This is a genomic window from Labrenzia sp. CP4 (assembly GCF_001579905.1).
GTDB lineage: Bacteria > Pseudomonadota > Alphaproteobacteria > Rhizobiales > Stappiaceae > Roseibium > Roseibium algicola.
On sequence record NZ_CP011927.1, the window covers coordinates 5,298,124 to 5,310,312 of the forward strand.

At 60.0% G+C, this 12,189-nt stretch carries 12 protein-coding genes; 3 read left to right on the forward strand and 9 right to left on the reverse strand.

The window, feature by feature from the left end; translation table 11 throughout:
* Window positions 1-133: 133 nt before the first annotated feature.
* Complete coding sequence (locus ACP90_RS24270) at window positions 134-766, reverse strand: NAAT family transporter (RefSeq protein ID WP_055657472.1); 633 nt, start codon at window positions 764-766, stop codon at window positions 134-136.
* A gap of 37 nt (window positions 767-803) precedes the next feature.
* Window positions 804-1,322: a peptide deformylase gene (gene def / locus ACP90_RS24275; RefSeq protein WP_031268905.1), complete on the reverse strand. Its 519-nt coding sequence runs from the start codon at window positions 1,320-1,322 to the stop codon at window positions 804-806.
* A gap of 161 nt (window positions 1,323-1,483) precedes the next feature.
* Here def and rmuC point away from each other — a divergent pair, with 161 nt between their 5' ends.
* Window positions 1,484-2,671, forward strand: coding sequence for a DNA recombination protein RmuC (gene rmuC / locus ACP90_RS24280; protein WP_062491946.1), 1,188 nt, complete (start codon window positions 1,484-1,486; stop codon window positions 2,669-2,671).
* Window positions 2,672-2,749: 78 nt separating this feature from the next.
* Window positions 2,750-3,316 (forward strand): hypothetical protein, encoded by a 567-nt coding sequence (locus tag ACP90_RS24285; RefSeq protein ID WP_062490506.1) that lies wholly within the window; start codon window positions 2,750-2,752, stop codon window positions 3,314-3,316.
* A gap of 93 nt (window positions 3,317-3,409) precedes the next feature.
* Here the strand turns inward: ACP90_RS24285 and ACP90_RS24290 are convergent, their stop codons facing one another.
* The 3 genes from ACP90_RS24290 to ACP90_RS24300 form a co-directional block, all read right to left on the reverse strand.
* On the reverse strand, window positions 3,410-4,282 hold the full coding sequence (locus ACP90_RS24290; RefSeq protein WP_062490508.1) for an NlpC/P60 family protein: 873 nt from the start codon (window positions 4,280-4,282) through the stop codon (window positions 3,410-3,412).
* 26 nt (window positions 4,283-4,308) lie between these two features.
* Entirely contained in the window at window positions 4,309-4,659 is a 351-nt protein-coding gene (locus ACP90_RS24295; protein ID WP_006934185.1) for a MarR family transcriptional regulator, read from the reverse strand.
* A gap of 72 nt (window positions 4,660-4,731) precedes the next feature.
* On the reverse strand, window positions 4,732-6,120 hold the full coding sequence (locus ACP90_RS24300; protein ID WP_062490510.1) for a leucyl aminopeptidase family protein: 1,389 nt from the start codon (window positions 6,118-6,120) through the stop codon (window positions 4,732-4,734).
* Between the two features lie 188 nt (window positions 6,121-6,308).
* Between ACP90_RS24300 and ACP90_RS24305 the strand changes: the two genes are divergently transcribed.
* Complete coding sequence (locus ACP90_RS24305) at window positions 6,309-7,085, forward strand: tetratricopeptide repeat protein (RefSeq protein WP_051990112.1); 777 nt, start codon at window positions 6,309-6,311, stop codon at window positions 7,083-7,085.
* A gap of 224 nt (window positions 7,086-7,309) precedes the next feature.
* Here ACP90_RS24305 and ACP90_RS24310 read toward each other — a convergent pair whose 3' ends face one another.
* From ACP90_RS24310 to ACP90_RS24325, 4 genes are read right to left on the reverse strand one after another with little or no spacing between them, the layout of a single operon-like run.
* Window positions 7,310-8,287: a type II secretion system F family protein gene (locus ACP90_RS24310; RefSeq protein ID WP_022999759.1), complete on the reverse strand. Its 978-nt coding sequence runs from the start codon at window positions 8,285-8,287 to the stop codon at window positions 7,310-7,312.
* An 8-nt stretch (window positions 8,288-8,295) separates the two neighbouring features.
* Window positions 8,296-9,315, reverse strand: a complete 1,020-nt coding sequence (locus tag ACP90_RS24315; protein WP_022999758.1) for a type II secretion system F family protein — start codon at window positions 9,313-9,315, stop codon at window positions 8,296-8,298.
* A 7-nt stretch (window positions 9,316-9,322) separates the two neighbouring features.
* Window positions 9,323-10,843 carry a CpaF family protein gene (locus tag ACP90_RS24320; RefSeq protein ID WP_055657464.1) on the reverse strand — a complete coding sequence of 507 codons (1,521 nt, stop codon included), beginning with the start codon at window positions 10,841-10,843 and terminating at the stop codon, window positions 9,323-9,325.
* A 31-nt stretch (window positions 10,844-10,874) separates the two neighbouring features.
* Complete coding sequence (locus ACP90_RS24325; protein ID WP_062490512.1) at window positions 10,875-12,182, reverse strand: CpaE family protein; 1,308 nt, start codon at window positions 12,180-12,182, stop codon at window positions 10,875-10,877.
* Window positions 12,183-12,189: the final 7 nt, after the last annotated feature.

Genomic DNA, 12,189 nt, shown 5'->3' on the forward strand with positions numbered 1-12,189 from the left:
ATCTGCGCCCTTATTGCGTCTCGCGGCGGGTGTTGCAAGGGGGCAGCGTGCGTTGTTGGCGCCCCTGCACCCAGCGCGACTCCTTCCTGGAAGTGCGAAATCGATCAGGCCTGCCGCGTGGCGTCAGCTCGCTTCAAGCCAGGCCTGGTAGCAGGACCTTTAGGCTTCCGACCATCATTTCCATCGCAATAGCCGCCAGGATCATCCCCATCAGGCGGCTCATGACGCTGGTTGCGGTCTGGCCGAGGAACTTCGACAGGAACGGGGCGGCGAAGAACGTGCCTACGAGAACGGCGATGGAGGCGGCAATGGCAGCGATATACGCAATTTCGTGGGAAAGATCCGTGACCTGGCCACGGTAGATAATCATGGTCGAGATCGTTCCCGGTCCGAGCAGGATCGGTACGGTCAGCGGATAGATTGCAGGATTGTCCTGTTCGGAATGATGTTCCTGTTCCTCGTCCGTCCCATGATGCGCCTTGCTCTTCTCACCGGAGATGAGGTTGAGCGCGATCAGGAGAATGAGGAAACCACCGGCAAGCCGAAACGCATCCAGGCTGATGCCGAAGACCTTGAGAATGGCGTCGCCCGTGAGGCCGATGAATGCGGAGCCAAGGGCAAGGCCAATCAGCACCGTCAGGGCAACCTTGCGCTCAAACCCCGGCCCTTTGTCGGCGGTGAGCGACAAGAACACCGGCAGGTTTGCAATCGGGTTCATGATTGCAAAGAGCGCAGCGAAGAGTTTCAGGAACAGGACCTGATCCATTTATGCCGCCCCCCGGTTTCAGCCAGGCAGCAGCGGATCAGAGTTTTCCGGCCAGCTTTGCCTGCTTGGTGAATTTCTTGACAACGCGTTCGCGCTTCAGCTTCGACAGGTAGTCAATGAACAGCTTCCCGTTGAGATGGTCAAGCTCGTGCTGAATACAGGTTGCCAGAAGCCCGTCGGCCTTGATCTCCTGTTCGGCGCCTTCCCGGTTGAGAAACTGGACCGTTACTTCGGCAGGCCGCTCGACCTCCTCGTAGTAATCGGGGATCGACAGGCAACCTTCCTGATAGACGGACAGGTCCTCGCTCGACCAGACGATCTTCGGATTGATGAACACCATCGGCTCTTTCGGCGCGTCTTCCTTGGCGACGTCCAGCACGAAGATGCGTTGCAGCAGCCCGATCTGGCTGGCGGCAAGTCCGATACCGGGGGCATCGTACATGGTTTCCAGCATATCGTCGGCCAGTTTGCGGACGTCGTCGTCGACGGTCACGATAGGTGCACACACCTCGCGCAGGACCGGATCGGGAATGGTGATGATCGGGCGTATTGTCATGCGCCTGACATAAGAAATCGGAGCGCTCCGGTCAACGCGGAAATAGCGCGGCAGCCTCCCGTTTTCAACGCCTTCGACCGGACCGGCTACCTGGTAGAAGACCACAGCTCTCTCCTGCCGCGCGGATGGGCCTTCGCCCCGAATCGTTCTATGTTTGTTTCATGAATGAGATCCTGTTCGATTTGAGTGGCCGTCCGGTGACGGTTCTGGAAGCTGCCATCGCCGGCGGCCTGTTTCTTCTGGCGCTGATTGTCTGGCTGGTCCTGAAGACCATGCGGGAGATCCGTTTGCGTGCCGAATCGGACGCAGTGGCCGGCGAGCGTATTCACGAGCTGGAAAGCCATCTCTCGCAACTTCTGAAATCTCAGGGGGAAATGACCGGCCGCATGCAGACGATGGCGGAAGTGTTCGGCTCGCGGCAGTCCGACATGATGCGCGCCGTCAACGAGCGCCTGGACGGCATGGGCCACAAGCTGAACCTTTCGATGGCCGACACCAGCAAGCGCACGCAGGATGGCCTCCGACACCTGCACGAGCGGCTGGCGGTGATCGACCGGGCGCAGCGCACGATTACCGATCTCTCCGGCCAGGTTGGCCAGTTGCAGGCTATCCTGTCCAACAAGCAGACCCGCGGCGCCTTCGGTCAGGGCCGGATGGAAGCGATTGTCCAGGACCAGATGGCGCCCAGCACCTATTCCTTCCAGGCAACGCTGTCGAACAACAGCCGCCCGGACTGCCTGATCCACATGCCGAACGGAGCGCCGCCCCTGGCCATCGACGCCAAGTTTCCGCTGGAAGCCTTCAACCTGCTGCGCAATGCGGAAACCGACGACCAGCTGAAATATGCCCAGGCCCAGTTTCGCCGCGACTTCACCAAACACATTCAGGACATCGGCGAGAAATACCTTCTGCCCGGCGAGACGCAGGATACCGCGTTCCTGTTCGTGCCATCGGAAAGCGTATTTGCAGAACTCAACGAGAGCTTCGAGGATCTGATCCAGAAGGCGCACCGCACCCGGGTGGTGATCGTCTCGCCGTCGCTGCTGATGTTGTCGATCCAGGTGATCCAGTCGGTACTGCGCGATGCCAAGATGCGCGAGCAGGCCCATCTGATCCAGGCGGAAGTCGGCCACCTGGTTGCTGATGTCAGCCGGTTGAACGACCGCGTCGGCAAGCTTCAGGCCCATTTCGCCCAGGCGAACAAGGATATCGACCAGATCCTGATTTCCTCCGACAAGATCTCCAAGCGCAGCCGCCGGATCGAGGATCTCGAGCTGGGAGAACTCGAAAGCGTGGCAAAGGACACTTCCAGTGCCGAACCCCAGCTGGCAATGACACCGGAGGGGTGACGCAGCAAATCTGTTGCTGCTGTTCTACCCCGGGTCTACAGTCCGGCCGGCTCGATCCGAGTCGATTTGGAGGCAGGTATGTCGTTCCGGAATTTCCTTTTTTCCAAGACACTTAACATCGCGATCACCGGCGTGGTGCTTGGGGGGCTCGCGCTCTCGCTGAGCCAGAATGCAGCGGCGGAAGAATGCTCGCAGTCCGTCGAAGCGGTCTGGCTGGACACCTATTCGGTTGAAGCCGATGCACAGGGCGAATGCGGGTCTGCGGAAGTCTCGCTCGCGGTCTTCAATCAGTCCGGTGGCATTGAATATCAGGCTACCTTTGATCAGAACGACCTGTTCGGTTTTTACGGCATCGAAACCCTCACCGACATGCAGGCAGCCCTGCTGGACTGGATCAGCGGCTATGTCGATGTCGCGACATCCGCCAAGCTGCCGGTCTGGCCTGAAGGCGCTGAAGGCCCGCAGGCCGGCGAATTTCCGTTTTATGCAGAAGAAGGCGTGACGCGGGAGATCTATGAGCGGGCCCGCCAGGAAGAGCGCCCCATGGTCTGCTTCATTCAGGGAACTGAAAGCCAGCTTTGCCTGGTCAAGAACCCGAAGTCCGGCGCACTCGAATCCATTGGCGTCCAGACGTTCCCCGGCTGAGAAATTCGCGTAGATTAGACAAACACAAGACCACAGCCGACAGGTCCCCGGGCGAACACTTGAATGCCCGGGGCCCTGCTACCTCTTGTCCACTTACAACTCCGGCAGGCGCCGCGCCTTCGTGATCGCGCCCCATTCCGTTGCCGCGATGCGATCAATTGCCTTGTCCAGTGGCTCATAGGCGACGGTCATCGTGAAGCCGTTGGCGTGCAAAAGGCGGTTCTCGCCCGCGATGATGCCGACATGGCCTTTCCAGAACAGCAGATCACCACGTTTCAATGCGGCCGGATCGTCGTGCGGAACGGCTTCGCCGGCTTCCGCTTCCTGCATGTCGCTGTCGCGCGGCAGGTCGTGTCCGCCTGTCTGCGCCGCAAGTTGCACCAACGCCGAGCAATCGAGACCCAGGCTCGAGCGTCCACCCCAGCGGTAGGGCGTGCCGATCAGCTCTTCGGCGACAGCCACCCAGTCATCTTCAACGGCGTCCAGCGGCACAAGATGTTTGGCAACAACCGCCGAACCATCGCTGAGGAGCGCATAGGCCAGCCCACGCGTTTCGGTTTCACCGATAACCGTGACCAGCGAGCCAATGGACAGGAGCCCGAGTGGCGGAAACTTGAGGTCGGCAACCGGGTAACGGTAGGTCCGAAGGGCGCGCACCCGGTGGGTTGCCGGCTTCACCGGCCCAAGGTCGTCGGAGGAGAACCAGCCGACGTAGCCGTCCGTGTCGAGCTGTCCCCAGGCCCAGCCTTCCGGCGTCTGCTCGTAAACCGTCACCCATTCGCCGCTGAGGGCTTCGGTGTCGATCGGCCTGTCCGGGCGCGGTTCAGGCCGGATCGGCAGCTGGTCGGCAATGACCTGAAACACTTCGCCCTCGGCGAAACGGCTAGCGGCTGCCCGGCCTTCATAGTCGATGGCGGCAAGGTCGGCACGGACCGGATGGCGGCGGCGGTCGAAGGTCTCGGTCATGGTCGATCCCGAAATGGATTGGACTGTCAGCGCGGCAGTTCCCGGGCCTTTTCCACCACGAGATCGCCAAGCTGCTCCAGATAAAGTGCGCCTTCCACCGTGCGAGTGATGATCACATTGCGTTTGTCGGCTTCGTCGCGCTTGCGCGACAAAAGCCGCATACCGCCCAGAGTGTCAAGCGCCCGGGTGATGGCAGGTTTGGTGACATTCAACTTGGCAGCCAACCCGCGCACCGTATGCGGCGGCGGCTCCAGATAGACTGTCATCAGGATCGTCAACTGGCGCGCGGAAAGATCCTGTTCGCTATCGCGAACAAGCGCCAGATTGACCTCGTGCATCAGTTTCAGCGCCTGCGAGGCACGCAATTCGACGGCCATGAGTTACAGGGTCCCATCCTTTTCCCCCATCCATCTCCATGACCATCGAAGCACGAAAACGTTTCGGAGCCGTTATTGTACGCCCGCAAAACGCTCCGAAAGGACATCGAACAGACCACGAATGCCCTGGGCTTCCCCACCCATCGGTTTTCCGGGCTTTTCCATCGGGGTCCAGCCGAAAATATCGAAGTGAACCCAGCTGCCGGTGTTCTCGACAAAGCGGGACAGGAACAGCGCCGCCGTGATCGACCCAGCGAATCCAGCGCCGGATGTATTGATGTGATTGATATCGGCAACCTTGCTGTCGAGATATTTCAGATAGGGCTGCCACAGCGGCATGCGCCACAGCGGGTCGGCGGCAGCCTCGGCCATGACCGCGATGTCCTCGGCAAGTTCCTCGTCGTCCGTATAGTAAGGCGGCAGATCCGGCCCCAGAGCAACGCGGGCAGCACCGGTGAGCGTTGCCATATCGATCAGGATTTCCGGGCTCTCCTCGTCTGCAAGCGCCAGGGCATCGGCGAGGATCAACCGGCCCTCGGCATCGGTGTTGCCGATTTCGACGGTCAGCCCCTTGCGGCTCGGCAGGATGTCTCCCGGCCGGAAGGCGTTTCCGGCAACAGCGTTTTCGACACAGGGAACGATGACGCGCAAACGCACCGGAAGCTTTGACGCCATGATCATGGACGCAAGGCCCAGCACATTGGCCGCCCCACCCATGTCCTTTTTCATCAGCGCCATGGAGGAGCCCGGTTTCAGGTTGAGACCGCCGGTATCGAAGATGACGCCCTTGCCCACCAAAGTGACCTTGGGCGCGGCTTCGTCACCCCAGGTGAAGTCTGCCAGGCGCGGCGCGCGGCTGCTGGCCTTGCCGACTGCGTGCACCATCGGGAAGTTTTCTTCCAGAAGATCTTCCCCGATGACGATACGCCCGGTGCCGCCATGCTGCTTGAACAGGGCGACAACGGCCTGGGACAGTTCCCCCGGTCCGAGATCGTTCGCGGGCGTATTGATGAGATCACGCGCCAGCTGGACCCCGTCGAGAATCGTTCCGAGTCGATCCAGGTCGACAGTCTCGTCAACGGCAAGACGGCGGGACTTGCCTTCGTTTTTCAAATAGCGGGTAAAGGAATAGGTGGAGAGGGCAAAGCCGAGCGCCGCCTGTTCGGGATCCGGAAACCCCTCGGCAAGATGGTAATCACCTTCCGGCAGTCCGGCGACCAGGCCACCTAGTGCCAGCGGATGCGACAGACCGCCATCCTCTACGCCGAACAGCACCGCAGCACCATCTGCTCCCGGGACAAGCAGGGATGTTGCGGGCTTGCCTGCAAAATCGTTGACCTTGCACCAGTTCAATGCTGCTGATCCGAGCCCGTCCAGAACTTGAGGCAGGCTTGCCTCGGTGACGGCGTGGATGGGCGTGGAGCTGGAAACATCGCTCTTGCGGACTAGGCTTTCGCGCACGGGAGGACCTCCGTTGGAGATTGGATTCGATCTTCAAGACCTAGGATGCCCGGCGTTCGGACGCAATATGGTGCGCGTCGATGCGCACCGCTTCTCGCATTTCGCAACGGTGCTTAACCAAGCATTAGGGTTAATTATCTATTTCTCATAAGGAAACCTGAAAGCCGCCGACAACAAGGATGTTGGAAATGCAATCGCCCAGAACCGGTTCCGTTCGCCGTCGCACTCGTCTCGCTACGACGCTGCTGGCCATGTCGGCGCTTGTCGTTGTCACTGGCTGTGCTTCCAACCGCGCCAACACCGGCACGCACTCCCCTGCCTCCGGCTACACTTCGCCGGGCTCCTCGCAGGCACTGGCACAGGTGTCCAAATGGTCCAAGGCCTACGAACGCGATCGCAAGGACCGCAGTGCCATTCTTGGCTATTCAAGCGCTCTCAGCCAGAACGGACAAATTCCGCAGGCCATGGCCGTTCTTCGGTCCGGCGTGATCGCACATCCCAAGGACCGGGAAATCTCTTCCGCCTATGGCAAGGTTCTGGCGATGAACGGCCGTTTCGACGAAGCGCTGAACGTCATTCGTGGTGCCCAGAGGCCGGACACGCCGGACTGGAGGCTGATGTCCGCTGAAGCGGCAATCTATGATCAGACCGGCAACCACGACAAGGCCCGCAGCCTCTACAAGCAGGCACTGATCATAGCGCCAAACGATCCCAGTCTCCTGAACAACCTGGGTTTGTCGTATCTGCTGTCCAATGATCTGCCCGACGCGGAATATACCCTGCGCAAGGCAGCCACCCTGCCCGGCGCAGACAGCCGCGTTCGCCAGAACCTGGCCCTGGTGCTTGGCATCCAGGGCAAGTTTGACGAAGCCATCCAGGTGGCCCAGTCCGAGATCGATCCGCAGCAGGCCCAAGCCAACATCGCTTATCTACGCACCATGATGCAGAAGCGCCAGCAGGGCTGAGGCAACAGCGCGGTTTCAACAAGTTCCGCTTTTCTAAATGACTGTACGGCCTTGAACTGCCCGCGTCGGGCCAGAACTAAATCCAGAAAATTTGGAAAACCGACCAAAGGAGTGCTGCTCAACATCGGCACTCCTTTTGCGCGTTTGACGCATCCGGTTTCCGGTTGTCGCTAAGTAAACCCAGGGCCTCCTGCGATAAACGCGCCGGAGAGCGAACCTGCTGCCTATTGGAAGGTGTTGATCACCTGAATCACTGCCGGCCCCATGATGATGAAGAACAGCACAGGCAGGAAGAACATGATCATCGGCACCGTCAGCTTCGGCGGCAGGGAAGCAGCCTTCTGTTCGGCCATTTGCATGCGCTGCTCGCGGGTGTCGTCCGCCATCGTGCGCAAGGCCGTGCCGACAGGCGTACCGTAACGCTCGGCCTGGATAAGCGCCATCATCACGTTCTTCACACCTTCGACACCAGTGCGTTTCGCCAGGTTTTCATACGCGATACGGCGGTCGCTCAGGTAAGACAGTTCGGCCGTCGTGAGCGATAATTCTTCTGCCAGCTCAACCGACTGCACACCGACTTCTTCCGCAACGCGCTTGAAACCTTCTTCGATGGACATGCCCGATTCCACGCAGATCAGCATGAGATCCAGTGCATCCGGCCAGGCCCGCTGGATGGTCAGCTTGCGCTTGTCGATCTTGTTCTTCAGGTAGATGTTCGGCATGAAAGCGCCGAGGCCGGCAAGACCCAGACAGAAGCAGAGCTTCGACAATGCCGGGAAGTCGTCGGGCAGCACGAGAAATGCGTAGGCCACCGTGAAGGCGAAGATACCGACAGGTAACGCTATGCGCGCAACCAGGAAGTAGTAAAGCGGTGCGGAGCCACGGTAGCCGGCCATTCTGAGATTTTCGACCGTGCTTTCATCGGAAAGCGCTTCCTTGAGATTCAGCCGGTCGACAAGGCTTTTCATCTGCGCCTTGGGCTGGTTTCGCAGGGAAGCCTTTGCGTCTGCCTGGGCTGCCTGAAGACGGGCCCTCTCCTTGGCGCGCAGCTTGTTGCGCTCGATCGCGACCGATTTCATCCGCGATTTCAACGTGTCGCGGGACAGGAGTGGCATCACCAGGGAAAAGATGGTTCCCGTGACCGCCACCATGGCCAGAACAGCTGCCAGAAACTGACTGGATGCGATGGTATCGATATCCATGTCGTCTCCTAGAAATCGAAGTTGATCATCGCGCGCATCACCATGATGCCGCAGAACATCCAGAACAGGCAGCCAGCGATGATGATGTTTCCGGCCGTGGTCTCGAACAGAACCAGAATGTAGTTCGGCGAAATGAGGTACATGATCCCACCGACGAAAAACGGCAATGAACCGATGATCCCGGCGGAGGATTTCGCTTCGGCGCTGAGTGCCTTGATCTTGCGCTTCATGGCCTTGCGGCCGCGCAGCACCTTGGACAGGTTGTTCAATGCCTCGGCCAGGCCACCACCAGCCTTCTGCTGAATGGCAACCACGATGGCAAAGAAGTTGGCTTCTGCCAGCGGAACTCGTTCGGGCAACTTGCCGACCGCTTCGGCAAGCGAAATCCCCATGATCTGGGTTTCGGTGATCTTGCGGAACTCGGTCGCGACAGGTTCGCGGGCTTCGCGGGCAACCACCTTGATGCAGTCGCTGAGAGGTAGACCGGCCTTGACGCCGCGCACGATGATGTCGACGCCGTTCGGCAACTCGTCAAGAAACGCGTTGAAGCGGCGCTTGCGCTTGCTGGAAACGTACCAGCGGGGGAAACCCAGCGTGCCGGCAAAGCCGAAGGCTGCCGCAATGAGCAGATTTCCGCTGAAAATCAATCCAAGGATCAGGAAGACCAGACCGGCAACGATACTGAAGATCACGAAATGATGGGTCTCCCAGGCCAGGCCGGCCTGCTCGATCTTGACCTTCAGCGAGACCTTCTGCTGTTTGTCCTGCTTGGCCTTTTGCCGTACCTCGAATTCCTTCAGCTGATCCTGGATCGACCGTTTGCGCCGGTCGACATCACGAAGGGCCTTGCGCTGATTTTCGCTCTGGGGCCGCGCTGCGACCGCGTTCACGCGCTGATCGCGCCGCTTGGAGCCGGACAGAGCAGGCTGAAACAGGCTGTAGATGATGCCGCCAACGGCAAGCATCACCAGGGCGGCGACGGCCAGGCCGGTGATTTCAGGCGTGAGAAACTCTTCAAGTCCGGACATGGGGTCCTCAATCAGCTACATATTCAGGCATCTCGGCAGCATCCAGTGCCTGTGCCAGACGGGCTTCTTCGCCGAAGTATCTTGCCCGCTCCCAGAATTTCGGACGACCGATTCCGGTGGAGCGGTGGCGACCGATGATCTTGCCGTTCGGGTCTTCGCCGACAATATCGTAGAGGAAGACATCCTGGGTGGTGATGATGTCGCCTTCCATGCCCATTACTTCCGTCACATGGGTGATGCGGCGGGAACCGTCGCGAAGACGCGCCGCCTGGACCACCACGTCGATGGACGAAACGATCATCTCGCGCAGGGTTCTGGACGGAAGCGAGAAACCGCCCATTGTGATCATGGATTCCAGACGGGACAGGGCTTCACGCGGGGAGTTGGCGTGCAGGGTTCCCATGGAGCCGTCGTGACCGGTGTTCATGGCCTGCAGGAGGTCGAATGCCTCCGGGCCACGCACTTCGCCCACGATGATCCGCTCAGGACGCATACGCAGGCAGTTCTTGACGAGATCGCGCATGGTGATCTCGCCTTCCCCTTCCAGGTTGGGCGGACGCGTCTCCAGGCGCACCACATGCGGCTGCTGCAGCTGCAGTTCGGCAGAATCTTCGCAGGTAATGATGCGTTCGGTGCTCTCGATATAGGCAGTCAGACAGTTGAGCAGCGTCGTCTTGCCCGAACCGGTACCGCCGGAAATCAGCACGTTACAGCGTGAGCGACCGATGATCTGCAGGATCGTCGCCCCTTCCGGCGTGATCGAGCCGAACTTGGTCAACTGGTCAAGTGTCAGCTTGTCGCGTTTGAACTTACGAATGGTGAGGGCCGGGCCGTCGATGGCGAGCGGTGGCGCGATAACGTTGACACGGGAGCCGTCGGGAAGACGGGCGTCACAGATCGGGCTGCTGTCATCAACGCGGCGGCCGACCTGGCTCACGATGCGCTGGCAGATGTTCATCAACTGCGCGTTGTCGCGGAACGTCACACCGGTCTGCTCAACCTTGCCGGAGGTTTCGATATAGACCGTGTGTGCGCCATTGACCATGATGTCGGCGATGTCGTCGCGAGCCAGCAGAGGCTCCAGCGGACCATAACCAAGTACGTCGTTGCAGATGTCTTCCAGCAGATCTTCCTGCTCTGAAATGGACATCACCACGTTCTTAAGCGCGATGATGTCATTCACGACATCGCGGATCTCGTCGCGAGCATCTTCGGCATCGAGACGAGCCAGCTGTGACAGGTCGATCGCCTCGACCAGCGCATTGAAGATCTGGGCCTTGGTCTCGTAATATTCGCTGTTCTTCTTCCGCGCTGCCGGGGCAGCCGGCTGAGGCTCGGGCGGCGGAGGCGGTGGCGGAGGTGTCGGCGCGGCCGCCGGCTGGGAAGGCTCGGTCTGGATCTTCTGCGGCGCCGGTTGTTCCGGCTGTTTAGCCTGTTCCGCCGGCGCAGGCGTGTCCTGCAACCCGGGTATGCCACCTGGCCGAAGGGTCTGGGGTCCAGACGATGAGCTGCCACGTCTACCAAACATAACGAACTATCTGCTCCGCTCTCAGGCCGGCCTAGCCGGCCTTCCGCTTCAGTTTCGAAAGCAAACCACCGAGGCTCGACCTGGACGCCCTGACGGGCTGGGCCTTGCCGGAGATGGTGTGTGCCAGGTCGTCGAACACGCGCGCAATCGCGTGCTTGCCGTCAATCTCACCAATCATCTGTCCGTTGTTGGCTGCCGTTCCAAACAGCTGCGGTTCGAACGGGATTATCGCGTGAACCGACAGGCCGAGTGCTCCGGCAAATTCTTCCGGCTTGATTTCGGGGCGTTTGGGAACGTTGACCTTGTTCATGATGAGATGCGGCGGGCGGTCGTTCGGCCGCAGCTGCTTCAACATGTCGACAACGTTCTTGGCATTGCGAAGGTTGGCAAGGTCCGGCTCTGCGACAAGCACGATCTCGTCGACGCCAAGCAATGTGTTCTTGACCCAGGCATTCCAGGAATGCGGCACGTCCAGCACGACGCTCGGCACCCCGGCGCGCATTGTCTCGACCAGCAGGTCGAAGGACTTCTCGCTGTAGTCGTAGGTGCGTTCAAGCGTTGCCGGTGCGGCCAGCAGACTCAAGTGCTCATTGCACTTGGACAGAATGCGATCGAGATACGTTTCGTCCAGGCGCTCCGGAGAAGACACGGCCTCGAAAACGCCCTGGAGAGGATCCTGATTGTAATCCAGCCCAGCAGTGCCGAATGGCAGATCCAGATCTGCCACCACGACCTCACTTTGGAACACGCGGCCAAGTGCCCAGGCTCCGTTGTGAGCGATTGTCGAAGCACCACAGCCCCCCTTTACGCCGAAGAACGCGATGGTGCGGCCAAGCGGCTCAGCCGCCGGATCGGCATAAAGGTTGGCAATTGAGCCGATCAGCTGGAACACGCTGACAGGCGTGATCAAATACTCGCTGACGCCGCGGGAAATCAGATCGCGATACAGCATGACATCGTTGACATCGCCGATAACGATCACCTTTGTACCGGCGTCGCAGTATTCCGCCAGATGATCGAGGCTCGAAAGAAGGTCTTCCCGCCTGCCGGACGTTTCAACGATGATCAGGTTCGGTGTAGGAGCCTGTTCGAAGGTTTCGATCGCCGCCGGGATACCGCCCATATCCAGCTTCAGGTGCGCCTTTGCCATGCGGCGATCTTCCATGGAGGCCTCGGCCACCCGCATGGTGGCGTCGGTCAGGCAGAAACCGTGCACCGTGATGCGCGGGATGGAGCCGATATGGAGACCATCGTCGCTGCCCGCGTAGTTGTGATCCGCAGGCTCGGAAATGGGATCCATGTAGCCGGACATATCTTTCAAGTCTGGGTTGGCACTCATAGCTATC

Excerpts from the sequence above, each read along its gene's own strand:
- ACP90_RS24305 (WP_051990112.1), top strand. The coding sequence starts at position 6,309 with ATGCAATCGCCCAGAACCGGTTCCGTTCGCCGTCGCACTCGTCTCGCT.
- ACP90_RS24290 (WP_062490508.1), bottom strand. The coding sequence starts at position 4,282 with ATGACCGAGACCTTCGACCGCCGCCGCCATCCGGTCCGTGCCGACCTT.
- ACP90_RS24310 (WP_022999759.1), bottom strand. The coding sequence starts at position 8,287 with ATGGATATCGATACCATCGCATCCAGTCAGTTTCTGGCAGCTGTTCTG.
- ACP90_RS24270 (WP_055657472.1), bottom strand. The coding sequence starts at position 766 with ATGGATCAGGTCCTGTTCCTGAAACTCTTCGCTGCGCTCTTTGCAATC.
- rmuC (WP_062491946.1), top strand. The coding sequence starts at position 1,484 with ATGAATGAGATCCTGTTCGATTTGAGTGGCCGTCCGGTGACGGTTCTG.
- def (WP_031268905.1), bottom strand. The coding sequence starts at position 1,322 with ATGACAATACGCCCGATCATCACCATTCCCGATCCGGTCCTGCGCGAG.
- ACP90_RS24320 (WP_055657464.1), bottom strand. The coding sequence starts at position 10,843 with ATGTTTGGTAGACGTGGCAGCTCATCGTCTGGACCCCAGACCCTTCGG.
- ACP90_RS24285 (WP_062490506.1), top strand. The coding sequence starts at position 2,750 with ATGTCGTTCCGGAATTTCCTTTTTTCCAAGACACTTAACATCGCGATC.
- ACP90_RS24315 (WP_022999758.1), bottom strand. The coding sequence starts at position 9,315 with ATGTCCGGACTTGAAGAGTTTCTCACGCCTGAAATCACCGGCCTGGCC.
- ACP90_RS24325 (WP_062490512.1), bottom strand. The coding sequence starts at position 12,182 with ATGAGTGCCAACCCAGACTTGAAAGATATGTCCGGCTACATGGATCCC.
- ACP90_RS24295 (WP_006934185.1), bottom strand. The coding sequence starts at position 4,659 with ATGGCCGTCGAATTGCGTGCCTCGCAGGCGCTGAAACTGATGCACGAG.